Origin of the sequence: Nocardia sp. NPDC047654, from assembly GCF_043205035.1 — a bacterium.
GTDB lineage: Bacteria > Actinomycetota > Actinomycetes > Mycobacteriales > Mycobacteriaceae > Nocardia.
Map to the genome: position 1 here is coordinate 1 of NZ_JBIDDF010000021.1, position 25,119 is coordinate 25,119.

At 63.5% G+C, this 25,119-nt stretch carries 25 protein-coding genes; 18 read left to right on the top strand and 7 right to left on the bottom strand.

Going from position 1 to position 25,119, the window contains the following annotated elements; all coding sequences use genetic code 11:
• The 11 genes from ACGF7Y_RS32780 to ACGF7Y_RS32830 all read left to right on the top strand — a co-directional run.
• A partial coding sequence (locus ACGF7Y_RS32780) for a hypothetical protein (RefSeq protein ID WP_393240695.1) occupies positions 1 to 935 on the top strand: 935 nt, incomplete at its 5' end.
• 44 nt (positions 936 to 979) lie between these two features.
• Complete coding sequence (locus ACGF7Y_RS32785) at positions 980 to 1,606, top strand: hypothetical protein (protein WP_393240697.1); 627 nt, start codon at positions 980 to 982, stop codon at positions 1,604 to 1,606.
• Between the two features lie 23 nt (positions 1,607 to 1,629).
• The gene (locus ACGF7Y_RS32790; RefSeq protein WP_393240700.1) at positions 1,630 to 2,004 is read left to right on the top strand and encodes a hypothetical protein; all 375 of its coding nucleotides are present in this window, start codon (positions 1,630 to 1,632) and stop codon (positions 2,002 to 2,004) included.
• Positions 2,005 to 2,033: 29 nt separating this feature from the next.
• Positions 2,034 to 3,530, top strand: a complete 1,497-nt coding sequence (locus ACGF7Y_RS32795) for a hypothetical protein (RefSeq protein WP_393240702.1) — start codon at positions 2,034 to 2,036, stop codon at positions 3,528 to 3,530.
• Positions 3,530 to 3,931 carry a hypothetical protein gene (locus tag ACGF7Y_RS32800; protein ID WP_393240705.1) on the top strand — a complete coding sequence of 134 codons (402 nt, stop codon included), beginning with the start codon at positions 3,530 to 3,532 and terminating at the stop codon, positions 3,929 to 3,931. Before ACGF7Y_RS32795 ends, ACGF7Y_RS32800 begins: the two co-directional genes overlap by 1 nt.
• Entirely contained in the window at positions 3,931 to 4,350 is a 420-nt protein-coding gene (locus ACGF7Y_RS32805) for a hypothetical protein (protein WP_393240708.1), read from the top strand. The genes ACGF7Y_RS32800 and ACGF7Y_RS32805 overlap by 1 nt, the downstream gene beginning before the upstream one ends.
• Positions 4,347 to 4,688, top strand: a complete 342-nt coding sequence (locus ACGF7Y_RS32810; protein ID WP_393240710.1) for a hypothetical protein — start codon at positions 4,347 to 4,349, stop codon at positions 4,686 to 4,688. The genes ACGF7Y_RS32805 and ACGF7Y_RS32810 overlap by 4 nt, the downstream gene beginning before the upstream one ends.
• Positions 4,689 to 4,690: 2 nt before the next feature.
• Positions 4,691 to 5,707, top strand: a complete 1,017-nt coding sequence (locus ACGF7Y_RS32815; protein ID WP_393240713.1) for a toprim domain-containing protein — start codon at positions 4,691 to 4,693, stop codon at positions 5,705 to 5,707.
• 30 nt (positions 5,708 to 5,737) lie between these two features.
• Positions 5,738 to 6,085, top strand: a complete 348-nt coding sequence (locus ACGF7Y_RS32820; RefSeq protein WP_393240716.1) for a hypothetical protein — start codon at positions 5,738 to 5,740, stop codon at positions 6,083 to 6,085.
• A 41-nt stretch (positions 6,086 to 6,126) separates the two neighbouring features.
• Positions 6,127 to 7,077 (top strand): sigma factor-like helix-turn-helix DNA-binding protein, encoded by a 951-nt coding sequence (locus ACGF7Y_RS32825; protein WP_393240719.1) that lies wholly within the window; start codon positions 6,127 to 6,129, stop codon positions 7,075 to 7,077.
• 79 nt (positions 7,078 to 7,156) lie between these two features.
• The gene (locus tag ACGF7Y_RS32830; RefSeq protein WP_280496240.1) at positions 7,157 to 7,900 is read left to right on the top strand and encodes a phage Gp37/Gp68 family protein; all 744 of its coding nucleotides are present in this window, start codon (positions 7,157 to 7,159) and stop codon (positions 7,898 to 7,900) included.
• Between the two features lie 62 nt (positions 7,901 to 7,962).
• On the opposite strand, the gene tcmP is transcribed toward ACGF7Y_RS32830, so the two are convergent.
• The 3 genes from tcmP to ACGF7Y_RS32845 all read right to left on the bottom strand — a co-directional run bounded on the left by tcmP (position 7,963) and on the right by ACGF7Y_RS32845 (position 10,474).
• Positions 7,963 to 9,027 carry a three-Cys-motif partner protein TcmP gene (gene tcmP / locus ACGF7Y_RS32835; protein WP_393240722.1) on the bottom strand — a complete coding sequence of 355 codons (1,065 nt, stop codon included), beginning with the start codon at positions 9,025 to 9,027 and terminating at the stop codon, positions 7,963 to 7,965.
• Positions 9,028 to 9,203: 176 nt separating this feature from the next.
• Entirely contained in the window at positions 9,204 to 9,839 is a 636-nt protein-coding gene (locus ACGF7Y_RS32840; RefSeq protein WP_393240725.1) for a hypothetical protein, read from the bottom strand.
• On the bottom strand, positions 9,836 to 10,474 hold the full coding sequence (locus tag ACGF7Y_RS32845; protein ID WP_393240728.1) for an RNA polymerase sigma factor: 639 nt from the start codon (positions 10,472 to 10,474) through the stop codon (positions 9,836 to 9,838). The genes ACGF7Y_RS32840 and ACGF7Y_RS32845 overlap by 4 nt, the downstream gene beginning before the upstream one ends.
• 1,321 nt (positions 10,475 to 11,795) lie before the next feature.
• Between ACGF7Y_RS32845 and ACGF7Y_RS32850 the strand changes: the two genes are divergently transcribed.
• The 3 genes from ACGF7Y_RS32850 (at position 11,796) to ACGF7Y_RS32860 (ending at position 14,103) form a co-directional block, all read left to right on the top strand.
• Positions 11,796 to 11,978 carry a hypothetical protein gene (locus ACGF7Y_RS32850; RefSeq protein ID WP_393240731.1) on the top strand — a complete coding sequence of 61 codons (183 nt, stop codon included), beginning with the start codon at positions 11,796 to 11,798 and terminating at the stop codon, positions 11,976 to 11,978.
• A 24-nt stretch (positions 11,979 to 12,002) separates the two neighbouring features.
• The gene (locus ACGF7Y_RS32855; RefSeq protein ID WP_393240734.1) at positions 12,003 to 13,049 is read left to right on the top strand and encodes a hypothetical protein; all 1,047 of its coding nucleotides are present in this window, start codon (positions 12,003 to 12,005) and stop codon (positions 13,047 to 13,049) included.
• Between the two features lie 136 nt (positions 13,050 to 13,185).
• Positions 13,186 to 14,103 (top strand): HNH endonuclease, encoded by a 918-nt coding sequence (locus tag ACGF7Y_RS32860; protein ID WP_393240737.1) that lies wholly within the window; start codon positions 13,186 to 13,188, stop codon positions 14,101 to 14,103.
• A gap of 648 nt (positions 14,104 to 14,751) precedes the next feature.
• Here the strand turns inward: ACGF7Y_RS32860 and ACGF7Y_RS32865 are convergent.
• Positions 14,752 to 14,940 carry a hypothetical protein gene (locus tag ACGF7Y_RS32865; RefSeq protein WP_393240740.1) on the bottom strand — a complete coding sequence of 63 codons (189 nt, stop codon included), beginning with the start codon at positions 14,938 to 14,940 and terminating at the stop codon, positions 14,752 to 14,754.
• Between the two features lie 100 nt (positions 14,941 to 15,040).
• Between ACGF7Y_RS32865 and ACGF7Y_RS32870 the strand changes: the two genes are divergently transcribed.
• Together ACGF7Y_RS32870 and ACGF7Y_RS32875 are read left to right on the top strand one after the other, a co-directional pair.
• Positions 15,041 to 15,388 (top strand): PadR family transcriptional regulator, encoded by a 348-nt coding sequence (locus ACGF7Y_RS32870; protein ID WP_393240743.1) that lies wholly within the window; start codon positions 15,041 to 15,043, stop codon positions 15,386 to 15,388.
• Between the two features lie 1,184 nt (positions 15,389 to 16,572).
• Complete coding sequence (locus ACGF7Y_RS32875; protein ID WP_393240746.1) at positions 16,573 to 16,932, top strand: PadR family transcriptional regulator; 360 nt, start codon at positions 16,573 to 16,575, stop codon at positions 16,930 to 16,932.
• Positions 16,933 to 17,831: 899 nt separating this feature from the next.
• On the opposite strand, the gene ACGF7Y_RS32880 is transcribed toward ACGF7Y_RS32875, so the two are convergent.
• Both ACGF7Y_RS32880 and ACGF7Y_RS32885 read right to left on the bottom strand, forming a co-directional pair.
• Positions 17,832 to 19,490 carry a DUF262 domain-containing protein gene (locus ACGF7Y_RS32880; protein ID WP_393240749.1) on the bottom strand — a complete coding sequence of 553 codons (1,659 nt, stop codon included), beginning with the start codon at positions 19,488 to 19,490 and terminating at the stop codon, positions 17,832 to 17,834.
• 720 nt (positions 19,491 to 20,210) lie between these two features.
• Positions 20,211 to 21,647, bottom strand: coding sequence for a recombinase family protein (locus ACGF7Y_RS32885; protein ID WP_393240752.1), 1,437 nt, complete (start codon positions 21,645 to 21,647; stop codon positions 20,211 to 20,213).
• 183 nt (positions 21,648 to 21,830) lie between these two features.
• Between ACGF7Y_RS32885 and ACGF7Y_RS32890 the strand changes: the two genes are divergently transcribed.
• Complete coding sequence (locus ACGF7Y_RS32890) at positions 21,831 to 22,952, top strand: Abi family protein (protein WP_051175523.1); 1,122 nt, start codon at positions 21,831 to 21,833, stop codon at positions 22,950 to 22,952.
• A 483-nt stretch (positions 22,953 to 23,435) separates the two neighbouring features.
• Here ACGF7Y_RS32890 and ACGF7Y_RS32895 read toward each other — a convergent pair whose 3' ends face one another.
• A complete protein-coding gene (locus tag ACGF7Y_RS32895; protein ID WP_393240755.1) occupies positions 23,436 to 24,092 on the bottom strand; it encodes a hypothetical protein in 657 nt (218 codons plus the stop codon).
• Positions 24,093 to 24,253: 161 nt separating this feature from the next.
• Between ACGF7Y_RS32895 and ACGF7Y_RS32900 the strand changes: the two genes are divergently transcribed.
• The gene (locus ACGF7Y_RS32900) at positions 24,254 to 25,117 is read left to right on the top strand and encodes an alpha/beta fold hydrolase (RefSeq protein ID WP_393240758.1); all 864 of its coding nucleotides are present in this window, start codon (positions 24,254 to 24,256) and stop codon (positions 25,115 to 25,117) included.
• Positions 25,118 to 25,119: the final 2 nt, after the last annotated feature.

The following is a 25,119-nucleotide window of genomic DNA, read 5'->3' on the forward strand; positions in this document are numbered from 1 at the left end:
CCAGCGAGGGCCAGCATTTCGATGAGATGCGCCGCCGCATCGTCTCTCTCGTGGTGAACGCGCCGGTCGGGCCGCCCCAGTCGTCGGTGGAGTTCCTTCAGCGGTTGAACGCCGATGTGCTGCTGGACCTGTGGGGTGGTGCTCCGGATGTGAAGCGGATGATCGCCGCGTTGCAGGCGGAGAAGGTGCCGCAGCTGGATGACGCGCTGATCAAAGCGTCGAACTTGTTCGATCTGTTGCAGGACCAGCACGGGCGCATGGTGTTCGACGGCGGTAAAAGCCTCGATGACCTCGATGTGCTGTATGTGACCGTGCCGGGTCTGGACAAGGACGCCGCCCGCGCCCAGGTCGCCGCGATCCTGCGCATGGTCATGCTCCGGGCCGGGCGCACCGCCAAGGACCAGCGCCGCTCGGTGACGATGATCATCGACGAGGTTTCCGCGACCACCACCGAACAAGGCTCGATCGGCTTGGTCGACGTGTGCGAGCGCGGCCGCTCCCAGGGGGTGGCGTTGATGTTCGCCGCCCAGTCCCAGGAAGGTCTGGCCCGCGATGAGTGGAGCCTGAAGCGGCTGCTGAAGGCGTGCGCTGGTGGGTTGATCCTCGGCTACAACGAGAACGCCGGCGACCTGTGCGAACACCTCGGCTCCGTGCACGGCATGCTGCCCAGCCGTCATCTGATCAAGGGGCAGCGCACCGGCGACGAGGGCCAGGTCTCGATCGGTGAGAAGTGGCTGATCAGCCCGGATGTGCTGCGGCAGCTAGAGACCGGCGAATTCGTCTACGGCCGCGGGCGTCGCGCGCAATGGGGCCACATCGTCCAGGTCAAACGCTCCGAACTGACTCCGCTGCCGGGCACCCCGGCCGCCGAAGCCGCCGCTGCGGCGAAGACGAGCGGCAAGCCGCAGGTCTCCGGCGACACCGCCGTCGCCTAACCCGTCGTCCGTAATCCCACCGAATCGATTGAGAGGCAACACCCATGCGCATCATCCGCGACAACAACGACCACAACAACGACGAGGACCCTGACGAGCGCCGTCGGCCCGCTAGCGAGCGGGATCAGGCCGAGATCCTCGCCGAGGAGATCGAGGACTACCTCGCCGACGTCCTGGCCTGTGCCCCACCCGACACCCAGGACTTCACCCCGCCCGCACCGCAGCCACGGCCCGCGCTGCACCTGGTCAAGACCGACACCGACACCACCGGCGGCGCCGACCCTGACTACGACAAGCCGCTCGATCCCGAGGTGTTCGCTGCTGCTGGGCGGGCGGCGCGGCGGCGGATGGCACGCGGTACGGCGGGCGGCTCCGCTGTTGTGGTCACCGCGACCGTGCTCGCCACCTGGGGGCAGCCGTGGATCGTGACCGGTCCGCTGGCCGGGTACGGCACGGCGTGGCTGGCCTACCTGTGGTGGAACGCCGCACTGCGGCCCAGCATCCCCGAGCTCATCAGCACCGTCACCAGCGGCATCGGCCACGCCATCGCCGTCATCGCCACCGCTATCGCCGCGATCGTGCGCGGCCTGGCCGACCGCCGCGACCAGCTCGATACCGCCGATCCCGGTCCCGAAATTCAGCCTGCCAGCCCGGCGGCTCCGTCCCTGTAACCCGACCAGTGAGAGGAATCCTCATGTCCGACACCACGAACGACCCCATCCTGCCGGTTCCGTGCGAGCTGGACCGGCAGCTGTGGGAGTACTCCGAACGCATCGAGCAGGTACGCCGTGACCTGCTGACGATGCAGTGGCAGTTCAGCGAACTCCAGGGTGCGCCCGAGTCGATCGCCGTCGATTCGCTCGGTGAGCCGATCGACCCGCAGCAGGCGACCGAGCGCGTGCTCACCGCGCTGGTCGCCGCCGACGCGGCCCTGGGCGCGACCGCAGACACGCTCTCCGGCGCCCGCCGCTACTCCAACCGGCTCAAGCTCACCGACGCCGCCGCTGAGGTGCGCGAGCAGCGCCTCACCGCCGCCAAGCGCCGCCAGCGCTCCGGCCGCTCCCGATAACCCTCACCCCACGAAAGGAATTCATCACCATGTCTGACCGCAGTGTCGAAGACGAATTGATCGCCGAGGCCCGCAGATTCGGCCACTCCCTCACTCACATGCTCCGGTTGCACGCCCAAGCCGCCAACTGGTTGGAGCGGCGGAAGGTGCGCAAGCAGATCAGTTTGGCGTTGCGTGAGCAGCGCCGCGAGGCCGAGGTGCTGCGTAAGCATCAACTGTCCTGGACCACTCAGGCCGTCGACCGCTACCGCGTGCACGTCCAAACGGTCGCCACTCGCGCGAACGACCCGAGCGTGGACCACGAGCGGCGCGCCCGCGACGCTCACGCGCTGGCCGAGCACCGCGATCGACTCGCGCGCGGCTTCATCGGTAACGAGCACCTGACCCACACCGAGCAGGGCATCGCCCTGGACGGTTTGGACGCCGCGACGGTATTCCCGCAGTACAAGACCGGTAACCTGTTCGCCCGCGCCCACAAGGTCAAGGGCCTGGAAGCCTTGCACTACCGCGCCCGTGTGGCCCGCGAGAGCGCCAGCATCAACCGTGGCGCCGATCGCGAGCGGCAGCACGGCTTGGACGCCGCGCGCCGAGCCAACACCGAGGAGTCGTTGCTCGCCCGTATCGACGCCGCTCAGGCCCACCGCCACCGCTACACCGCGCAGATGACGTGGTCCGATCCAGACGGCGGGAAGCTCACCGAATCCCGCTCGTTCGCCACCGAGCACACCGCCACCAGCTGGTTGCAGCGCAACATCAGCGGCACGTCGTGGTCGGCCGGCACCATCTTGCAGATCGAGACCCGCGACACCCTCAACGCCGCGAATCAGTACGTCGACTACGGCCGCCCCGAGACCGTCGCCGACCAGCTCACAACCCGCGAGGCTGTGTTGCGGGAGCGGACGCTATCCGGGCAGGTGCACCGCGAGCAGGCCGAGCAGGCCCCCCGGCAGCGCGAGAACACCGACCGGGAACGCCCGCCCGAAACCGCCGGCGTTGACCGGCTGGCACAGGTGGAGCGCCAGTTGAACGATATGGCCGCCGACCGGGACCGGCTCGAAAGCCGGGTCGGGATGCTGCAACGCGGCCTGGATTCGGTCACCGCCGACCGCGACCAGATCCGCCGCAAACTCGATTCGGCCGAAGGGCACATCGAGGCGTTGAAGAACCGCAACCTGCGCCTCGCGGCCGAGATCGGCGAGTTGCGGGACCGGCCGGGTGTCGAGCAGCTCACCGCCGAGCGTGACCAGCTCAAGCAGGAACGCGACGAAGCGGTGCGCAAACTCGTGCAGTCCACGCCCGAGCATGAGCGCTACGGCAGCCGCCAGCGCAGCAACGACACCGGCGCCGCAACGCCGCCGGCGGATCCGGGTCGGCAGTCCGGCGACACCGGTCCGGTGGGCAAGCGAGCCAGCTACCTGCGCGACCTCACCGGAAATGGCCACGAGCAGGCCGGGCCGGACACGCAGTCCTGGCCGCGGCCGGACCGAAACGGAAATGGCCGCAACGGTATCGAGAGGAGCCGGTGATGCAACGCGAGCGTGAAGACCAGATGCGCGTGGATTTCGCCGAGTACATCGGCGTGCTGCGGCAGATGACGGGTGCCAGCATCACCGACCCGGAGCAGCGGACCCGGTTCGCCCGCACGGCGCAACTGGCCGACCCGTGGCGTGGCGGTCGCGACGGCGGCCACTGGGAGTACCTCGAAGACGCCTACGCCCGCGCCGAACGCGATCCGCAGTCGACCACACGGATTCTTGCCGGTATCGAGCGTGCCGAGTCGCTCGGGTTCGAACCGTTCCTGACCGACATGCAACTGCGCAGCCTGCGCCAAGTCCGTGATCTCACCGGGCACAGCCGACCCGAACGGGCCAGTGATAATCCCGCGCCGCGCCACGACCGCGGTAGTGGGATCGAGAGGAGCCGGTGATGCAGCGCGAGCACGAGGAAGCGATGCGTGCCGAGTTCGCCCGGTACACGCAGCTGGGTGAGGACATGTACCGGCCGGGCACTACCGATGCCGAGTTCGACCGCATCGTCGCGCAGCGCCGCGAGACCGATCAGCGGTGGGGCGAAGGGCCGCACGCCGGGCACTGGAGTTACCTGTCGGACGCCTACGAGGACTGGCGGCAGGCGCCCGACACCATGTTCCGGTTCCTCGACAACATCGACCACAACAGTGGCGAAGGGGTCACCGACCTCCAGCACCGCAGTCTGCGCCAGGCCGGGCAACTGGCCGGTCGAAACAGCGAGAAAGTCCGCGACGCCGCCCGCCGCTACATCGACCGCGCCACCTCCCAGCAGTCCACACCCCGATCAGGCCGCGGACAGATCGAGAGGGGGCGGTGAGCATGCACATCGAGCACGAAGAAGCGATGCGCGAAGCCTTCACCGAAGTCGACCGACTGTCGCGGCTGCGGGACCGACCGGGCGCCAGCGAGGCCGAGGTCCACAGCTTGTACGCCCAGTCGCAGGCGATCGACCAGGGTTGGCGCAACGGACCCCATCCCGGGGAGTGGAAGTACCTGAACGACGTGCACGACATGTGGTCGCGTTCACCCAGCACTATGCGGCGGATGCTCGCCTCGCCGGGCGCTGGCCGGTTGGACGGGGTGCAGCGGCGCAGTATCGAGCAGGCCCGCATCCTCACCGCAGCCCACCGGGCCCAGGTCGAACGGGGGCGGTGACGGTGCCCGAACAGCCTCCGCAGCAGGGCCGTTCGTACGAGGTGGTCACCGCCGCATTGATTCGCCGCGTTGGTCCGGCCAAGTGGCCGCGGGAGCCGCAGCAGTGGACGAACTACCTGTGCCCGGTGCACGAGGGCGACGGCCACCACCACAACCCCAGCCTGGGCGTGCGGTACGACCCGCGGCAGGGCAAAACGATGGTGCGCTGCTGGGCCCGCTGCGACGACCAGGACGTACTCGACCGAATCGGATTACGGGTGCGGGACCTGTGGGACCGCCTCCCGGAGCGTGACCCGAACCGGCGCGCGAGCACCGGTGTGCACGGTCAGCGGAACGGCGTCACCGAACGCCGAACGCTCACGCCTGTGGAGCGGGCGATCGCCGCAGCCCGGTTCCCGATACCGGCGAAGCGTGACCTGGGGGCGCAGATCGGGCGGCCGGTGAACGTGGACACCTACGTCTACAAGTGGCCCGACGGCCGCGTGGAGGGCGCGGTCACGCGGGTGCACACACCGCACGAGCACGGACACGCCAAAAGCTTCTGGCAGGCCCACTGGACCGGAACCGAATGGGTGAAAGAGGGTTTCGCGCCGATCCCATGGAAACTCCCCGACATCCGCGAAGCCCTCGACACCGGCCGGGAGATCTTTGTCTGCGAGGGCGAAAAGGACGTGCAGCAGGCGAACCGAGCCGGGTTGATCGCGACCTGCAACGCGATGGGCGCTGGCTCCTGGACCCCGGAGCACGCGCGGTGGCTGGCGGGGGCGGGGCGGGTGATCGTGGTCGCCGACCGCGACCGCCCCGGCTACCAGCACGCTGCCAAAGTCGCCGACACCCTCACCGGCCGCGTCGGCGAGGTTCGCGTGCTGCAAGCCCGCTCCGGCAAGGACCTGTCCGATCACTTCGACGCCGGCTACGACCTCACCGACCTCGACCCAGTCCCACACCTGGACCGACCACAGCAGCAGGAGCGATTTCGTATCCCGGCCGCGAGCCGGGACCGCACCCGCAGCCGCTGACACGACCACAAACGAAGGGAAACAACCGCCATGACCAACAACGCAGACCCGGGCGACATCTACCAGCGTGCCAGTGAACTGGGGCGCGCCATGATCGCCGCCACCACCGCGGCGAACAACCCGGAGTTGGCCTATCCCGACTGGCCCGATACCACGCCGTTGCCCGACCTCGGGCATCAGGAGGTGGCCGCCGAGATCGCCTACTACAGCTTCCTCGACGAGCACCGGGCCGAACTGGGCCAGCATCCCGATTTCCGCATCGAGTACGGCGTGCTCGACGAACTTGCCGCCGAGCAGCGCAGCGTGACCGACCTGTTCACCGACACCGGCAACCCCGAGGAACGTCACCGCGATAGCGACCGACGTCGCAGCCGTTGATCCCTCCGCACCGATCACACCAGAGAGGAGAACCCTGAATCATGACCGAGAACGTGACCGGTGCGGAAGCGGTGCGTAGCAACGACGCTGCGCACCGCAGCGCACCAACTGATGCACAACCCAGTTCACACGCCACCGGCAACCGGCTGCGGGCGTGGCCGGTCCTGCTGCTGGCGCTGCCTGCGTTCGTGGCGATCTGGTCCGGCTGGGTCGGCCTGGGGCAGTTGACCGGGTTCGGGCCGGTGCGTCCGCTGCCCGGGATCGCTGACGAGTTGGAGATCAATTCGGCGATTACGCTGCCGATCGGGATGGAGACCTATGCCTCCTACGCGCTGTATGTGTGGCTGTCGGGGCGTATCCGTTCGGACCGAACTCGCAGCTACGCGAAGTGGTCAGCCTTCGGTAGCCTCATCCTCGGCGCCGTCGGGCAGGTCGCCTACCACCTGATGAAAGCCGCCGGCGTCACCTCCGCGCCATGGCCGGTCACCGTCCTCGTGGCCTGCCTGCCGGTCGCTGTGCTGGGCATGGGCGCTGCGCTGGCGCACATGATCGGCCGTGAGCACCACACCGCACCGCCCGTGCGCACCGAGCCGGAACCAGCGCACCAGCCCGAACCAGTACGCACCGTCTCGGTGCACGAGGTCCGCACTGAGACCCGCTCGACGTCCACCGAGCTGACTGCCCCTCGGGCGGCAGCCGAGTTGGAGGGTGCACAGCAGATCGCGATCGAAGCCCCTGCGCACCACGAGTCCGACAGTGCACCGGAGCGCATCGACCGGTGGGTGACGGTGGCGCAGCGGGTGTGCAGCGCCGACCCTGCCGGGCGCCGGGATCCGGAGACGGTCGCTGCGATTCTGCGGCTGCGGCACGAGGACGGGTGGTCGCACGCGCGCATCGCCGAGCAGGTCGAGGTCAGTTCCTCCACAGTGACCCGCACGCTGTCCGCCGCCCGGGAGTACACGAGCCCGGCTGTAGTGGACGAGCAGTTCTGAGACAGGAAACACACGATGTGTAACCGCGGGCTACGAAGACGGAATGTCGTAGTGTCAGCAGCATTCGGGAGGAGGCGGCATGTCGGATAGGTCAGGGATCGAATGGACCGAGGCGACGTGGAACCCGGTCACGGGGTGTGACCGCGTATCGGCGGGCTGCGATCACTGCTACGCCATGGTGCTGGCGAAACGCCTCAAAGCGATGGGGGCCGACAAATACCAGCATGACGGAGATCCACGCACGTCCGGCCCAGGCTTCGGCGTGACGATCCATCCACAAGCGCTGGACGTGCCGCAGCGGTGGCGGGCTCCACGGGTTGTGTTCGTCAACTCGATGTCGGACCTGTTCCACGCCAAGGTGCCGGTCGGATTCATCCGGGACGTTTTCGACGTGATGCGCGAGACCCCGCAGCACACCTACCAGGTGCTCACCAAGCGGTCGATGCGATTGAAGCGCCTGGCCGACCGGCTGGAGTGGCCGAACAACGTGTGGATGGGAGTGTCGGTGGAGAACACCGACTACCTCGATCGCGTGGACCACCTGCGGGAAGTCCCAGCAGCCGTGCGGTTCCTGTCGTGTGAGCCGCTGCTCGGGCCGCTGGACGGTTTGGTGCTGGACGGCATCGGGTGGGTGATCGCTGGCGGAGAATCCGGCGCTGAGCACCGGCCGATGGATCCGGCGTGGGTCCGCGGCATCCGCGACAGTTGCCAGGCCGCGGACGTCCCGTTCTTCTTCAAGCAGTGGGGTGGGCGGACACCCAAAGCGATGGGCCGAGAACTCGACGGACAGCTGTGGGACGAGATGCCAGCCCTGACTGCATGACCAAAGGTACTGGGCCCCGTCGACTACGGCGGGGCCCAGTTCTGTCGTACCAAGGGGCGGTTCTATGCTTTGGCGTCGCTGGTTGCGATGGTGACGATGGATCCTATTCGGATTTGGCGACCACCATTGTCGAGTTTTACAGCTCCGGAATGCACGAGTGGTCGTAGAGCTTTGATGACGTGCTCCGGGCGGAACACCGTGTTGAACAGGGTGTAGTCGCGCAGGTCTGCGACTCGCGCCTGCCCGATCTCTTTCAGACGTTGGTGCAGCAAGCGGGTCAGCGGACCCAGTTGCGGATCCTCAAACTCGAAAAGCGCTTCCAGTTGGCTATCGCGCGGGTCACGGAATCCCACGCCGAACACGCGATCGACTTCCCACAGGCTATCTTTCATCTTCTGAACGCCGAGTCGGTGGTTGGTCCCAAATACCAGATACAGCGTGTCGCCGCGCCGGTCGACCAGCTCGAAGTCCAGCAGGTACTTGAATCCCGCGCTTTTGAGTGCCGATCGGTAGCAGGTGAGGATGAACTGCCGTTTCTTGCTGCTATCGATCGATCCAGCTTGGCGCCAGGTCTGGTCTCCGCCGAACACTTCGTCTGCGGACTCGCCGAGATCGTCGACGAAGCGCACGAAGTGCTGGGGTTTGAAGGTGACGATCACTTCCGAGCCCTTGTTGTTGGCGATGCGCTGCAGGAACCGGTATGGCACTGGCGCGTTGCCCCAGGAATCGAGAACCGCGAGGATGGGTGCCTCCCATGCCCCTGCACTGTCGAGCTCTTTCTCAAGAAGTTCTTCGCACTTGCCCTTCTTGACCAGTACAGGCATCTGATCTTCTGGTCGCGGCCGCTCGGGGAACGCTCGCTTCAGCTGTTCGGGGAGCATGGCGATGCAGCGTTCGTCGTCGTCGATGAACAGGAAACGCGCCTTCTTCGAGTAGTTGGAGACCTGTTCGACGAAGGCGCGCACCGCAATGATGGGCGAACCGTCCTCGCCGCGGTCGTACACGCCCGGTCCGGAAAACCCCTCGGCGTAGGTGGCTGTGTTCCACGAGTTGTCGCTGAGGATGATCGGGAACCATCGACGCAGGTAGCGGTCGTAGATGTCGTGCTTGGCGGCAGTGTGTTCCACCCGCGGCCATGGCACAGGTCCGTCGACTGGCATGCTTGCAACCCCCTTGTGCAGTCTCCGCAGTCGGCACGCCTTCCAACCCAAGGGTATCGGTGTGAGGGCGGCGGAGTAGGCATCTTTGCTATGAAACCTTCTGTGATGAAAAATGTTTCGCATGACACGCTCGCGGTAGCTCGCTATGCCTCTCGTGCCATCGCGGTTTCGGTATCCCACAGCGGCCGCAGCCGGCTCCTCGTTGGCCGCCGACAGTCGGTCTTGACCGAGGACAGGCGCACCAGAACGTGCTCAAGTGGCATCCTTAGCTCGTCGGCAAGGTAGTGAAGGATCCGCATGATGGCTGCGCTGTCGAGCTCCTGCGGGTCGGTAAGAATCTCGTCGAAAACCATTGCGCTCAGCGCTTGCTGGCGACTCAATATCATGTCTGGCAGCCAACTCACCGACCATCGCTCGCCGTGCTTCCCGTTACCGAGACGTACCGCCACCTCCGGCGAGGTTGTGCTCCGAATACGCAGCGGTGCGATGAGAAGCGCATCCATGCGTGTGCCCACCTCATGGAGTCGTTCCGCCAGCTGCCACGCCGCAGGCGGGAAGAGCTCCCACCCCAGGTAGTGGTCTTCGTGGCGTTCTTGTGTCTGGCTGTCGGAGAATGGGCGTCGTTTCCGATCGAAGCCGAGGCGCCGCCGCAACTGCGCAAGTCCAGCCTCAACGTCGTACTGCACTTCGTCGTCGTAGGTTTCGTCCGCTGCGTGCACGTAGGTCGTCTCGCCGATAGCAGCCGATCTGCTGTAGTGCCCTCCCATGTTCGCGGTCATGCCGAGACTCCACCTCCACTGCTTTTACCCGAGTTCGAGCACCCGCCCTCGAACTCGCGGTGGTTGCTAATGCGATGCTCGCCGCGTGCGACGATCGCTTGTATCTTCAGGCGTGCTCTGGACTTGTGAGATCGCACAGTCGACGGTGCGATACCCATGTTCTCGCTCACCTCGGCATCGGAGAGATCGAATTTCCAACAGGAGATTGCTATTTGGAACTCGGCCTCTGTCAGCTCGTTCGCCATAACGATCCAGAAGTGCTCCTCTTCCATTGCACTGAGCACGAGGTCGAGAGGGTTCTTTCTCCCCGTTGGCGCGAACAGGGAGACGTGATCGTCGATGTAGTCGGATACGAGCACCACCCTCGTGCTGCGTCTACGCATGTGGTCGTGCACCCGTCGAGTAGCGATTCTTATTATCATCGGCAGGGCCGAGTCCGCTGACTTGTCCTGGAAGTCGCGACCGAACTGGATCCACACGGCTGTGAATACCTCTTGAACGATCTCGTTCGCGCGATCACTCTCGCCGTTGAGCAGTTTGTTGGCGTACCGGAACACCGCGGGTGCATGACGTCGAAACAGCTCTTCGAATCTCTGTTGTACTTCGAGCGGTTCCGGAAGGATCGGATCGGTCATTGTGCGGGGGTCCCCCAATGATGCGTAGCTGCCACGCTCACCCGAACGGTAGCTCGGCGAGTCTCGTTCGAGGCGGTGTTGCAGTAGGACTCGACCGCCGTGCCCGGGGCACGGAGGCGGCGCGCTGGTGTTCGAAGCGACCCGGCTAGGTGGTCGCCCGCCGTCGCCGGCTGTGGAACATGTGAACACCACGCTGACCGGCGCACCACTGCGAACCGGTCTCCGGCAACCCGCAAAAGAGTCATACCTAGTAGTCGCGGAAGCCGCCCCAAATGTTGAGACACGGCTGAACCTCGCGAGCGACACGCCGTCACGCCCCTCTCATCAGGGGCCGCGGGGTGCACCGATGCCGGGATCGCGCCGGGACAGTGCCGGGACAGTGCCGGGAGGGTGCCGGGATTTCCAAGTCCCGGCAGTGTCCCGGCATGCCCAGGCCAAACTGGCGTTTGACCTGGGGTGTTTTGCGCCGCCTCCTGCCCTGCCCGGCCGACACTCTCTATGGCTTCGCTGTTCATAGAGAGTGTCGGCCGGGCAGGGCAGGAGACAACACAAAACACAGAAGACGAAAAGACAAGAGATGACCACAAGGGAGGCAGGGACCACAAAGGGGGAAGGGAGGACCACAAGAGGCCGGGGTTGGGAGCGTGGCTGGGGTGGGAGCGGACGTCGCGTATAGGGCACGCGGGTGGGGAAGGTGGCGGGTCGTTCGGGGCGTGTGCGCGACGCGAGGGTAGGAGGATGGACCACAAGAGGAGGGGGTGGGTTGCGGGTAGGGCCGACGCTCACCATGCCAGCAAGGGCAATTCCGCCCCGACCGCTGGCAGCACGGCGACACCGTCCTACCCGAACTCGCCCTCCACACCAGCGTGCTGGCCACCACCGCCCGCGACGTCCTCAAGGTGATGGCCCACCACGCGGTCCACGGAATCGCCCGGACCCGCGAAATACGCGAGACCAGTCGCGGGGCGCCTACCACAACGGGCAAAACCGGCTGGTCGCCGCGAAACTCGACCTCACCGCCACCCGCGATGACCGCGGGTGGGCGCTGACGGCACTCTCGGACACCGTCGCCGAGCATAACCGCGGCCAACTCGACACACTCACCGCCGCACTCGACAGCCACCTACCCCGCGACCTCGACAACGCCGATGCCAGAGCACCGACACCGCGCGGCCCGGCCCACCACACAACGGCTACGCCTTGACCTGTAGTTGTGTGCCACTGCGGCGGCTGCGGGCCGCCCAGCGCACATCGACACCGGCCCGATCCTGTGCAGAACCTGCCACCATCCCTTCACCATCGACACCCAGGAGCGCTGACCATGCAACGCAACCAGTTCCCGAGCCTGTGCATCGAGTGCTCCCGCGGCATCGCGAAAAACTGCGGATTCATCTACAGCCCCGGCGCTCGCAACCTCGTCGTCTGCGACGACTGCATATACCGCATCTACGGCACGCACAAAGGCTTCCTGACACCACCTCTCGACAGCGACTCGGAGCAGTAGCTTCGGGGTTGTACATTGCTCGCCATGGAAGCGGAGGAACAGCCATCACCAGATGACGTCGCCGAACCGGCACCGGACAACCCGAATGCATCGTCTGATTCACGAATGGTGCAAATCGGGATGGTCCTGAACGACTTGTCAGATGATCTAGAGTTCCCCGTCGATATGGGAAATGGGTGGTCGCTGGACCGTGCTACTCCAGAAGAAGTGGCCCATATCAAACGGGAGTTCAATTCAATAGGGCAAATTGCCAAGGGTGGTGGGTCGCGAAATTTTCACTACTTACCGTATGAGTCGAAACCTCACATTCAGGAGAGCGGTGCTCTATGGCGCGACTACTCGCCGAACCCGAGCGACTGGAGATACACTGTCATTCGGTTGCTCTCGGAAAGTATGACCGACTTCTGGAAAGTAGTCGAAGCCTTGCGCATTTCGGAAGCTGGGATTCGGATAGGCGGGTGGATCGGATTCACGCCCGGCCAGACGCAATACCAGACGACCATCAATTACATCGAGAGTATACATTATCTAGACTGGATTCATGCGCGTTGGCTACCTCAGACACCTGATCTTGCGCACGTCCGAGAAGTGGCAGCTCTTCGATGGCAATTGGATGATAACAGATTTCCGTCCATAGCTAAAGCCATGAAATTGTTCTTGCAGCTAGATCAGATGGCGGACAATTACGATGCAAAACTGCTGGGTCATTTCGCAGTGCTGGAAAGCCTGTTGAGTCACCAGCCGAATCCTAACGATCCCGTAGACTCGATAAGTCGCCAGTTGAAGAGAAATTTAATCCTGCTGGATCATCGGATGCCGCAGGGGCAGGGTCTGGGATTATCCGCTTTCAAAGAAGCATCCGCAGAGCAGGTGATCGGAAAGCTGTACTCGGTACGCAGCGCAGCGGCGCATGGTGGAGACAATAAAACGGCACTCGAATGGTTGAACAAACGCAAACCCGAAGACTGGGGACTTATGGACACGATTCAGCAGTTTGTCATGAAGATTACCGCCCGGGTGCTCGTTGCGGCGCTGAAAGAGCCGCAACTTGTGACCGACCTGACTGGGTAGGCCCCGCAGCGTGTGCGCTGAGTCTTCGTGACCGACCTCTATCCGAGGTGGTGAATATCGATGTGTCGCACCAGCTTCGTAGTCTTGATGTGTGCGGGTCCGCGGCGGGCCGCGCTGATTGCTGGGAGGGTCGCGAGTGCGTGCATGGGCGCTGTTGTCGAAGGTGGATGGCCGGGTGTGGGAGAGCAACGAGGGGTACCCCGATGTGCTCGGTTCGATCTATGTCTATGACAGCGGAGTCGCGCGTCATCGGCAGGTGCAAGTCGGAGACGTGGTGATCTTGCGGAGTTCGACTTCGGTGTACGGGGTTTCGCGGATCGACCGCATCGACTCCGAAGCGGGGACGAAGGTTCGGTACGTGTGCTCGCGATGTCGGAGGACGGGGCAGGTTCCGCGCAAGACCAAGGGCTCGAAGTTCTTGTGCCGTCACGCCGATTGCCGCAACGAGTTCGATGAGCCACTACGTCTTGAGGTGCCGGTCACTCGATTTGCCGCCAGCTACGGCGCGCAGTGGACCGCCCTCGACGGTGCGTTGCCGCTCCATGCGGTCGAGGCGTTGTTGGACCGCGCTCGCCAGAACGCTATCCGGAAGTGCGATCCGGACGGGTTGGTTCGCCTTCTGGAGGGGCTGTCGGTGCCGGTGCCGGCGGTCTCGGGTCCGCGGACGAAGCCGCCGAAGGGCGGCAGGCGCGAGGCTCTGGTTCGAGTGCGGAACGGACAGAAGCAGTTCCGGGATGGACTACTGGAACGATATGGCGTGCGATGCGCGGTGACCGGTCCTTGCCCGGTGAAGGTCGTGCAGGCCGCACATCTGCGTGCGTTCGCAGAACACGAGACACACGACCTGGACGAGGGGTTGCTGCTGCGGTCCGACTTGCACCAACTGTTCGATGCTGGTCTCATGGCGATCGATCCGGCAACGAGGTCTGTCGTGTTGGCGCCGTCGATGGACCACTACCCCGACTATCAAAAACTCGTGGGAACGGTGATCGCTGATGGCCCGTACATGGCGGCACTCGCCGACCATCACGAGGCGGCCACCGCGGCATGGTAGTTCGATCTGTTCGCGACCCGATAGACAGCGTCGTTCGGCGTTTGTCAGGTGATTGGCCCCTCCCGTTCGACCACAATGGGGGGACCGCGAGGCTTGATACGTCGGTGAAGGATCAGGAAGGTTGTGTTGTGCGTCGCCACACCGAGGTCACTCCACCGTGTGACCGCCCCGGGGTTGATCGAACACCCACCTTCACGATGTATCCGCGGTCGCGCAAACCGAAGAGCTCGGCCCGAACCGTCGAGGTTCGGGCAGTTCGGGCCAAACCCGCGGCACGGATAGACCCGCGGCACGGATAGATACGGTCAACGCCCTCGAGAGTGATCTGATGGTGTTCTGGCGGATACTGCGCGACCGTCCGACCGAATTGGCGCGCGTGTGCGCGCCCCGCACGCGCGGACCGAGCACGAGGCCTCGCGCGAGCGGGCCCGCCGAGTATGCCGATCGCAGCCCGGGGGACAGGGCATCTAACGGAACTCGCTGCGCCGCACCGGGCTGCGGGCTGCCGGTGAAGCGGCCCACGACGGGGCGACCGCGTCGGTTCTGCTCGACCGCCTGCCGCGTCCGTGCCCATCGAGCGCCGAAGTCCGCTACGGGCTGACGCGTCGGCGGACGCACGCCGCCAGACGCGGACCTCGACATTCCCGGCTAGAGCGCTGCGATCACGGCGACTCCCAGACCGACTGTTCCGCCGAAGGCCGCGCCCCCGCGAAGCACCGCATTGGCCGGCGTCGTTCCGCCGATCCAGCTCAGAAACCCGGCCAGCATGCCGCAAATGACACCTATGGCGACTACCAGGGACAGCGACAGTACGAGCACATACGGGTTGCCCTTCATCGGGTGTTCCACTCCTTCAATCGAGACTTTCCTCAGCTGGCATCTGGCCAGCTCGCACCCCTATATAGAGTTACAAGCATGGCAGTGTAGAGTGTCTTTCATGCCCGGTAAAGTTCGGATGACCTTGCAGACGCTGCAGGTGCTACAGGCCCTGCTGGAACGTCCGGCGGACGAGCATTACGGACTGAAGATCTCCGAGCATTCGGGGTTGCCGACGGGAAGTATCTATCCGATCTTGACCAGGCTGGAGACCGCCGGGTGGGTGACCAGCGACTGGGAACAGATCGACGAGTCGGTGGAGGGCCGTCGGCGTCGGCGGTACTACCAGCTCACGAAGAACGGGGCTACCGCGGCACGTGAGGAAATTGCCAAGATGCGGGAACGCTTGTCGTCGACACGCGCGGCTAGCTGGCAACCGGCACCTCGGCCCGGCTGGGGAATGGCATGACCGACCAAGCCGGGCACGACTTGGAGGCCCAAGTCGGCGATGGCTTGGTCTTCCGCGTCGTAGACGGCAAAGTTGTCCAGCTGGGGGGCGGCGAAGCGATCCGGCTGGGGGGCGGCAAGGACGCGTGGGAGCCGGATTGGCTTGCCCACCGGGTGATCGGCGTAGCGCTGCGGTGCTTGCCCAAAGGCTCCCGCCGTCGGTTCCGCGAGGAGTGGCTTGCAGAACTGGAAGAGATGGAGCGCGCGGGTATCTCCACTCTTGTTCCGGCGCTTCGGATTTTGCATGGTGCCCCGGCTCAGGGTCGGACACTTCGTGCCGCCATACGGCGTCGGGCGCGGGCCACTGCTGCTCTTCCTCCGGCTTTCGGCCGACGGACGTGGCTGGTCTCGATCGAGGCGCCCGCGGAAAAACCGATCCGGCCTGGAGATGAATGGTGCAGGCGTATACCGTGTCCGCCGCAGGCCAGGGGCGGGGATACGGTTGTGTGCCAGGACGCCGATGGGCTTCTGGGCATCACATATGTACGAGCGTCTTCGGACCGTGGCGTCTACCCGCACTGCCCGTGCTGTCGATCCCGTGCATTCCAGAATCGCCCCGACCGGCTGCCCAAGTACCGGTGCGCCGACTGCCAGAGGGGCTTCGACAATCCCCTAGGCATAGCAGTGTCGTACGGCAGCGATCGGTCGATCGAGTGGGCGCTATGGTCGGATCTGAGCGGACTGCTCACCGTCGATGACCTGAAGGCACTGCGAATCGGACGGCGGTCATGGAGAGGGGTGTCCGAACTTCACTCCGGTGCCTTCGCGGACGCGCTGGCAGCCACCTGGAAGCCCCAGGCCATGTGCTACAGACCGTCAGCCCCGCCCACAGGCCAACATCAAGAGAACGAAGCTGTGTCCTAACAGGGATCAGCTTCGGTAGAGGCGAGGCAAAGCCTGAAGCGCAATCACCGCTGGTTGTGGGGGGCGCCCGCGACCGCGCACCGCGGTGTCCAGTCCTGTTGTGCTGCGCCGGTGCCGTCCGTCGGGCGCAGTCATGACAAATCCGAAGATTTATGCAGGCGTGACGGGGGAGCGCGGGGAAGGCAGTCGATCTGACGGCTCGGCAAGATTCCTGAGAAGGAGGGAAGCGAAGCCTCACTAGGCTATGTAGATACACAGAATAGGCAGTGTAGAGTTTCTTGTATGCTAGGCAAAGTGCGGATCACGGTGCAGACGCTGCAGGTACTGCAGACGTTGCTGGACCGGCCAATGGATGAGCACTACGGCATAGGGATCTCGGAAGATTCGGGACTGGCCACAGGCAGCATCTATCCAATCCTGGCGAGGCTGGAGACTGCGGGATGGATCACCAGTGATTGGGAGGACATCGACGAGTCAGCGGAGGGTCGACGGAGGCGCCGCTACTACCGCCTCACCCATGATGGTGCCGCCAAGGCGTACAGCGAGGTCGCCAAGAGACAACAGCGGCTGACATCGACGCGTGATTCGACGTCCTCTGGCTGGCGACCTGCCGCACCACGACCGGGATGGGGATTGAGTTAGTGACTTTCGCGAGCAAGTCAGTTTGGCGCGTGGAAGCAGGGAAAACTGACTTAGTCCACTCGTCGATTCGTGCGGCGTTGCGGTTTCTGCCAGCTGACTACAGAAGGCGCTACCGTGACGAATGGTACGCAGAGCTGGACGAGATGGAGCGCGAAGGCCTTCCCCTTCGTCTCCCGGCCTTTCGCATTCTGCTCAATGCACCAGCCACGGGTTGGGCGCTTCGTGCGGCCGGCCGTCACCAGGCAACTGGATTGCCCAGTATCGCTCCAACGGGGGAGCAGCGGACGTGGTTAATATTCGCCCAAGCGGTGAACTATTTGCTCGAACCGTCGGCGGGTTGCATTTTGGGCTATCGAATGCCTCGGCATGTCAAAGTCGGTGATCTGATAGTACTTCGAAACGAAGCCGGTCTCTTGGGTGCGGCGATAATCGACCAGGTGCTAGAGCGCGACGAGCTTAGATGGTCAGCCTGTCCTATATGCCGATCAGTCAACTCAGTGCATCTGCGAGAGTTCCCACCGCTGTATCGATGCAAATATTGTGGCGAATTGTTCAGCCGCCGGATGCTCATGGTGGTGCAGTCGAGACATTACGCCACCAATCACGGTCGCACATGGGTGCCGATGCGTGGATTACTTTCGAACAAAGAGCTCGGCGCGCTTTGTGTTAATCCAAAGTCGCATTCTCCTATTCAGGAGCTCCGCCCGGGCGCCTTTGAGACGGAGATGGCCTCCCGGTATCCAGAGATCCTTCGCCACACAATACTGGCTCGAGCTACGAATGTGACATAGCCAGTACTGCTCCGAGGGCGCGATCCGTGTGCAGGAACGCGCCCCATGGTGGGGGTGTTTCGAGGTGCACCCGTGATCCGGTGTCGCACCGGCTGCGGAACTTCGAAGCTACCGCGGCCATGCCTTAACTGCTAGATCGGCAAGCATGTCTGCGCGAATAGCGGAGTCATTAAAAGTCCATTGACTGTGCTGGCCGACTTCTCTCGTCAGCTTAAAAGCTGACCTCTTATATGTAAGAGATTTCTCCGTAAAGGGTCTGTCCTCAAGGCCGTTGTTCAACGTCCGTTCGAGTAATGTGAAGTTCTGTAGTTGATCTCTTATTACCAAGAAACGGTTGTATTCACCGTCGTTCTTGAACGCAGTCCTTTTGGTTGATTTGGCGAAGATGTGCTCAATTGTGACGCTCTTGCTACTCCAGTCGGGCATGGCATCGGCCAATTCTCCCATTTCCATCAACCGTTGGCGTTCAAGTCGCGCCAACAAGTATTTCGCTCGGGTAGTTGTGATAGTTCCGTAGCGCGTAAATGCCTCTCTGAATGTGGCATCATCGGGTACCAATCCCATCATATAGCCGCGCACGTCATCGGCACTACTAACCTTTTTCTCGGTAACAGCCACTGCTGCGTCGCAAAAAGCGGTCTCAGCAACACCTCCCCCGAGCGTGCCTGCCATCCAGGCGCGAACGGACCAATTGGCGACAACATCGACGAAGCGCGTGGCATCACTATGTGACCATGTCGCAAACGCGGCCAGCAGCAATGGCGTGCTCGCCTCGAATCCGAATCTTCGGAAGGCGAGTAGAGAGTCCTTCACCTCGATAGACTGAGAAGACCAGCTGACGTCGTCCGGTTCGCGGAGTGCGATGTACTGCTGCATTGCGCTCTCCAGCTTCTCCAAGTAGAAGCGCACAGAGTTTGGATCCCGGCCTATGTCGGCCTGCAGCGCTTTATAGAGGCCGCGGTTGGTCACTCTTCCTCGGCGTGACATGAACTCGTACCGCAAGAATTTGACAAAATCCTCCGGCTTATCGAAACGTCCTGTCAGTCTTGTCCACACGCTCTCGGCATGCGATATTCCGGTCGCCCCAGCTTGGCTAAAGAGGTAGTTCTTGAGCAGGTCTGCAGTTGTAAGATCCGCTCCTCGGTCATTGAGAGTCTCGAAGATCACGTACGCCTCAGGTAGTCCCGTGGCCACAGCCAGGAGAACCTGTACTTCTTTGTCTAGATAGTCGACCAAATCGATCAGCTGTCGATAGTCGGACTTGTTTGGCGCTAGATTGTCCACATAGTTCTTGAGGCTGATATAACAATCGACTATTGGACTCGACCGGAGGTCGTCTGATCGCCCGTCGAGGAGTGCTGTGAAGGTCGGATGATCGTCGGGGTTCAATACCAGCTTTGGAACGGTCTGTTCCTCAGTCAGAACATAGTCACTTAGATGGGTATCCTCAACAGACTGGGCGGCCCGGGGTTGATCCAGCTGATATAAACGGTCTCGGATCGCCACAAATAGAAGGGCAGTTGTAGTGATTCTCTGCTGCCCATCGATAATCAGTTTTCGAGTTTCCCCAGTAGCATCCGATGCGAGTACCACTGTACCCATGAAATAAGCCTCTCGCGCACTACGAGCGCGCTCAATGTCAGACCAGTATTCGGCCACGTGTTCGTTTTGCCACGAGTAACGTCGTTGGAAGCGAGGGACTTGTAGAAGCCGGTCGGCGAGAAGATGGCCAAGGCGGTCATGATCAAACTGCGCAGGGTCTGCCACAGGCTACATCCTAGAGGTCGTCACCTTGAGTAGGCGAAATGATGCGACCGGCTAGTGCAGAGAAGCGTGCCCACATGGTCGCGATCCCGAAGACGTTGGCGCAGTCGAACCGGTGCTGGCGTCGAAACTGTCGGCTGGCGCGGATGTCCGGCCCAGTCAGGTCCGCGTGCAGTGCCTGCTCGACGGCGTCGACACAAGTACCTGGAGTTGACCCAGGGGTTCAAGCCGGGACTCGGCAGGCCCGAGCGTCGGTCGCCGCGCAACTCTCGTCGTCGATCACGCAAACGTGGTGTGCACTGCGGTTCGGAGAGCTGTCCCCAACATCCTGCGTTGCAGCCGCCTGGCTGAGCCTGTTGGAACTGGGGCCTTGAGATCGAATGTGCACCGACAACGGCTTGACTGAGATCACCTGCGACTGTGTGTTCCCTCGTCGCGTCCGTTCAGGGCGGTGGTCAATGGTGGCGCTGAGCGAGCTGGATTGGGCACGGATGGGGCACAAGCAAGATCAGACCCGGTGAAATCCGGTTCTGAACTGGTGAGACGGTGGTGCGCGATACTGGATTGAACCTGTGCCGCGTCCGGGTGCTTAAGATCAAGTGTCGCCCGGCTCGACAGCAATGTATTTTGCTTCTATGGTCACGAGTGACCGGCGTTTTGCGAGGTTAGGACACCGTTCGGAGTGTTTGATCTCATAATCCATTGGTCTCTGAGGTCGTCGTTCTACTTCGGGATGATGTGCACAGACTCGGGATCGAATGCCTTCCGCCCGCGCGGTGCCGAGTACAAGCGGACCTCGCACAACAACTCGATCACCGCTCGGCGGGCGGCGAGGTCGGCTTCGTCGAAGGCATCGACCGGTGAAGGGGCACGCAAAATGTCGGATGCGGCCGTGCCCGCTGTGAGGCCGATTCGTTCGGTTTCCAAAGCTGCGATCTTGTCTTCCGTCTCTTGCTTGATCTCGGCGAATAGCTCGCCGTCGATCAGTTCCGCCTTGTAATCGGCGCGTGCTCGTTTGAGTCGATCGCGTTCTGTCTGTTCTGCACGGACGAGCGTTTCGACCCGGTCATCGTCCTGTTGGATAAGCAGATCTGCGAGGTCAGGCTGGGCGAGTCTCCGTTCAACGAACTGCAACACGAAGCTGTCGACCATGTTTCGAACTCGCATGATGTGGCCTGCGCAGCGGTATCGGAGACCGTGCGCTCGGACGGGCGAGTCGCAGATACCGCAGAGGTATAGGCCGGATCCAAGGTGTTTGCGTTCGGTACCGGCGCGATTGGACTTCCGCCGCGGGTCGTCCAGTCTGCGTTGCACATCAAGCCAGACCCCGTCCGGCACGATGGCTTCCCACATGCCGCGCACCGGTGCCCCGGTCACGTCGCGAACGATTTCCCCATCGAGCATGCTCCAGCCCGCGTACCGCGGGTTTCGGAGTATCGAGATCACAGATGTTGGATTCCATGGTCGGCCGCTACGTGTTGGCAGCTGCGGAACCGACTTTGGAAGATCCTGGACCATAGTTCGGTCACCTACTGCACGAAAGGTCGGCTCGGCGCCGGAGAGTGCAGCCGCTATGGCCTTCAGCGATGATCCATTTGCGAAGGCTTGGTACACCGCCCGGACCGCTTCGGCCTCGTCCGGTACCAGCTCGCCGTCGAGTGTGTACCCAGTGGCGCGAATACCCCGCGGGGGGCGGCCCTTGGCCGCTCGCTGGCGTTGGGCGCGGCTTTGTCGTGCACCCTTCCGCTCCATCTCGGCCCGTGCGACCGCCGCCTTGATGCGGGCGTACATCCGGCCACCATCGGTTTGCAGGTCAGCTTCACCATTGGCGGTGACGAGCCGAAGCCCCTGCGTTTCAGCGGCATCGATCCAGTCCTCGAGCTGGCGAGGCTGGCGTGTGAGTCTGTCGAGGTCCCAGGTGATGAGGGCGTTGAACCGGCCGGCCTTGTAGTCCTCGACCATCTGGTCGTAGGCGGGCCGGTTCTTGGCCTTGTTGTACGCGGAGATGCTGTTGTCCGTGTACGTTTCGACCACAGTCCATCCCCTGGACATGGCGATGGCCTCGCAGTCCTCGCGCTGGCGCTCGACGGCGAGCCCTTCGCCGGTCTGATCCAGGCTCACCCGAAGGTAGATCGCGGCGCGGACAGGAACGATCGACATGACGTGATTCTACTGCGGAACGTCGTCGAGTTCCGGTTCAACGTGTAGGGGGTGTGTCGGCGGTTGGTCGAAGCGTACGCCACACAAAGAGTGCCCCAGCGGCATAATCTGCTAGGGACCAGAGGCCGATCTGGGGCACTGGAGCCAGTGTAACGCGACGGTCAATCGTGATCGGGGGAGAGCATGCCGGACCTGACTGCGTGGGTCACGCGACGTCGGTTCGACGAGTACTTGGTGGCGGCGAACCACGACCCGGATGCTGCGCGCGATCTGTACGAGTGGAACGTCGCCATCTCCGCGGCGTTCTTCGAGCTGATTTCCCATGTCGAGGTTGCTCTGCGTAACGCGATCGACGCAGTCCTTCAGCGTCTTGAAGTACTGGAGTCGGCTCGCGTGGACCTCTCCCAAGGGTGGTGGTTCGCTAATCCGGCATTCCTGACCGACCATGACCTGGAATTCCACCGAACGGCACGCCGACACCTCGGTGCCAGGGCGGACGGAGCCACTCGCGACAAAGTTCTTTCCTCTATGACGTTCGGCCTCTGGCTAAGTGTCTTCGGGCCGAAGTACGAGCAGTTGTTTCGTAAGCATCTTGTCCACGCGTTTCCGAACAGGCAGAAGGTTGAGTTCAGGCGCGACACTGTGCACAGGAACGTCCTCGCGCTCAAGAATCTGCGCAATCGCATTGCCCACCACCAAGCAATCTTCGATCTCCCTCTCGAGGAGCGATTCGAGCAAGCGATGGATCTACTCCGCTGGATCGACGCCGATCTGGAGCGGTGGGTCACGGGGCTGTGCCGGGTGCCGGATCTGCTGAATGAGCGCCCAGAGGCGGCTGAATCGATCGCCGTTATCGTGCCTGCGCGCAAAGCCTGGCCACTCTATGAGCAGCACAGTGCCTACGTTTGTCAACCGGGCAGATTTTTTCGACAGATCAGCCACATCGGGTTCTACGCGGATGCCGCGCTGCAGCGCGAGATACCAAAGGTGCTAGAGCGTATCGACCCTGTCGTTTGGACACCCGAGGAGATCGGCCGAAGAATGGGCTCGGGCAAGGAAGACGACAGGCGCATCGCCGAAATCATCAAGGGCGCGCGGGCTCTCGGTTGGGCGGAAGACGAATACCAACTCTTCCTCCTCACCCGCCCTGATGCCGAGGGGTTGAGCAGAGGGCACGTGACGTTGCCCGGGGAGCTTCGCCGCCAGAGCAGCGGACGAGGTAGTGCGTGGGTGCAACGACAGCGCTACGTGGCTGTTGCGGCACTGCAGTCGGCGCGGACCCTGGGTGACCTCGACCAGCAGTAGTTGGAAGGTGCTACCTGTGGCGGCGCTGAACCTGAACTCTCTCTGGTCGAACTCCTGCGGACGACACCAAACTTTATGTTCACAGCGCTCGGGCACCGATGCACTTGGGTGAGCTTTCGGGACAGATGCATCGGGCCGTATGACCCAGTTTTGGTGGGTTGCGATCGGTGGCCTTGGCCGCAGCATGCACCGGGGGCTTCCGATCGCTGTGTTCTGTGCCTGCGAAGTTCGGGTTGACGACCCGTGTGTCGGTCGGAGAAGTCGACGCCTCGACGAGCTCTTGCACCAGAGGGAGGGGCCATTCAGACGTTGGTCGACGGCGGAATGTGACCCCCTTGACATCCAATCCTGCACGTCAAACACCCTGTTCACGACTCGACTCACATTCTGAAGCCGAATGACCTCAGCGCACGACTCGCCGCTACAACTGCCGATGTCCAACGCCTAGTGGCGCGTTCCGAATGCGCCTCGGGCACTAGCGGCTCAGAGTCCGAGTACCTGACCAACCCTATTGGTCAGATCCTCCTCGGACACGGTGTCGACGTCGGTGACGGAAAGTTCGAGGCGGGCGCTCTCCGTGCGGAGACGATTGGTGAACAACCGATCACGTTCGAGCAGGTTTCGTGCAGCACGCTCCGGATCACGGGTCTTGCCCGGGATCTCCCAGCCGCGCTTATCGAACGCTGCCCGGCGGAACGCGGGTGAGGGAAGCAACCACACGCCGTGGCTGCGCTCGGTGAGCAGTGGAGCGACCAGATGCGGCAACAGTCGGAAGCCCTCGGCGATGACACCGGTTTCGGAGGATGAACACAACAGGTCGTCGATGATGAAATGGAATCCTTCGCCCCGGTACCAGTGGAAGGTGTCGAGCATCGTCTCCGGCGACCGGTTCACCCAGCGTTCATCCATACTCATCGCCGCGAATCTGCTCAGCCAAGGTGAGTTCTCCCGTGTGCTGCGCGCAGCGTGGTCGCGCATGGCGTCGTCGGTCGAGTACACGCGCAAGCCGTGCCGGGCGGCGAGATCGCCCGCGATTGTCGATTTGCCGGCACCGCTGCCCCCACCGATCCAATAGATATGGCGCAGTCGTGCGCGCAGCGCGGCTGCGGTACGAGGCTGCTCGTGATCGTCGGCACCCATTCGACCAAGCTATCCATCGACGCCGACTGCGCCCAGGACATCCCCTTCCGCCGAGTTCAAGGGGCGATTGCGGGAGTGTGGACAAAATCCCGGCTACACCGATGACTTTCGAGTGAATCTGTCGTCAATTCGGTTGGGATACCGACAGACAGGAGTCAGTGATGACGAGACCGTTTCGATCGGGCATGGCCTCGGTGCGGGCGAACGGTGTGGATCTGGGCATCGAGAGCTTCGGCCGCGCGGACAATCCGCTGGTCCTGCTGGTCGGCGGCACAACGATGTTGTCCTGGCCCGACGCGCTGTGCGAGCGGCTCGCGTCGGGCGGACTGCGCGTGGTTCGCTACGACCTGCGCGACTCCGGCGCGTCGACGACTCTCGACCCGGAGAATCCGGCGTACGACCTGCGGGATCTCGCCGCCGATGCGGCCGCGCTGGTCGAGGTGCTCCGTGCCGGGACCGCCCATCTCGGTGGCGTCGGCGTCGGCGGGATGGTCGCTCAGGTCGCCGCGCTGGACCACCCGGATATGTTCTCCGCACTGACCCTCGTCGGCACCCGGCCGGTGGCGCCGGGTCCAGTCGACGAGGACCTGCCCGACCACGACCCTGCGGTCATGGCCGCGCTATTCTCCCACCCGCTGCCGGACTGGACCGACCGAGACGCTGTCGCGGCGTTCGCCGCCGAGGGGGCCGCGCCGATGGGCAACGATCGGGAGGAAGCGCGGGAAACGGCGGCCCGAATCTGGGACCGGACACCGTCGAGCGATCCCGCGGTGCACCAGGCGAATCAGCTCGGGATGGTGTTCTCCCGGATCGATTGCGCGCCACGCTGGCGGGGCCGGCTCGGTGAACTCGACGTGCCCACGCTCGTGGTGCACGGTCGCGCCGACCCGTTCTTCCCGGTCGGCAACGGCGAGGTCCTCGCCGCCGAAATCCCCGGGGCGCGACTGCTCGTCCTCGACGACATGGGTACCGCTCTGCGACACACCGCGGCCGACCAGGTCGCTGCCGCCATGCTCGCCCTGTAACC

Excerpts from the sequence above, each read along its gene's own strand:
- ACGF7Y_RS32850 (WP_393240731.1), top strand. The coding sequence starts at position 11,796 with ATGCAACGCAACCAGTTCCCGAGCCTGTGCATCGAGTGCTCCCGCGGC.
- ACGF7Y_RS32845 (WP_393240728.1), bottom strand. The coding sequence starts at position 10,474 with ATGACCGATCCGATCCTTCCGGAACCGCTCGAAGTACAACAGAGATTC.
- ACGF7Y_RS32885 (WP_393240752.1), bottom strand. The coding sequence starts at position 21,647 with ATGTCGATCGTTCCTGTCCGCGCCGCGATCTACCTTCGGGTGAGCCTG.
- ACGF7Y_RS32800 (WP_393240705.1), top strand. The coding sequence starts at position 3,530 with ATGCAACGCGAGCGTGAAGACCAGATGCGCGTGGATTTCGCCGAGTAC.
- ACGF7Y_RS32830 (WP_280496240.1), top strand. The coding sequence starts at position 7,157 with ATGTCGGATAGGTCAGGGATCGAATGGACCGAGGCGACGTGGAACCCG.
- ACGF7Y_RS32825 (WP_393240719.1), top strand. The coding sequence starts at position 6,127 with ATGACCGAGAACGTGACCGGTGCGGAAGCGGTGCGTAGCAACGACGCT.
- ACGF7Y_RS32855 (WP_393240734.1), top strand. The coding sequence starts at position 12,003 with ATGGAAGCGGAGGAACAGCCATCACCAGATGACGTCGCCGAACCGGCA.
- ACGF7Y_RS32795 (WP_393240702.1), top strand. The coding sequence starts at position 2,034 with ATGTCTGACCGCAGTGTCGAAGACGAATTGATCGCCGAGGCCCGCAGA.
- ACGF7Y_RS32890 (WP_051175523.1), top strand. The coding sequence starts at position 21,831 with ATGCCGGACCTGACTGCGTGGGTCACGCGACGTCGGTTCGACGAGTAC.
- ACGF7Y_RS32870 (WP_393240743.1), top strand. The coding sequence starts at position 15,041 with ATGCCCGGTAAAGTTCGGATGACCTTGCAGACGCTGCAGGTGCTACAG.
- ACGF7Y_RS32790 (WP_393240700.1), top strand. The coding sequence starts at position 1,630 with ATGTCCGACACCACGAACGACCCCATCCTGCCGGTTCCGTGCGAGCTG.
- ACGF7Y_RS32865 (WP_393240740.1), bottom strand. The coding sequence starts at position 14,940 with ATGAAGGGCAACCCGTATGTGCTCGTACTGTCGCTGTCCCTGGTAGTC.
- ACGF7Y_RS32875 (WP_393240746.1), top strand. The coding sequence starts at position 16,573 with ATGCTAGGCAAAGTGCGGATCACGGTGCAGACGCTGCAGGTACTGCAG.
- ACGF7Y_RS32785 (WP_393240697.1), top strand. The coding sequence starts at position 980 with ATGCGCATCATCCGCGACAACAACGACCACAACAACGACGAGGACCCT.
- ACGF7Y_RS32895 (WP_393240755.1), bottom strand. The coding sequence starts at position 24,092 with ATGGGTGCCGACGATCACGAGCAGCCTCGTACCGCAGCCGCGCTGCGC.
- ACGF7Y_RS32805 (WP_393240708.1), top strand. The coding sequence starts at position 3,931 with ATGCAGCGCGAGCACGAGGAAGCGATGCGTGCCGAGTTCGCCCGGTAC.
- ACGF7Y_RS32820 (WP_393240716.1), top strand. The coding sequence starts at position 5,738 with ATGACCAACAACGCAGACCCGGGCGACATCTACCAGCGTGCCAGTGAA.
- ACGF7Y_RS32900 (WP_393240758.1), top strand. The coding sequence starts at position 24,254 with ATGACGAGACCGTTTCGATCGGGCATGGCCTCGGTGCGGGCGAACGGT.
- ACGF7Y_RS32840 (WP_393240725.1), bottom strand. The coding sequence starts at position 9,839 with ATGACCGCGAACATGGGAGGGCACTACAGCAGATCGGCTGCTATCGGC.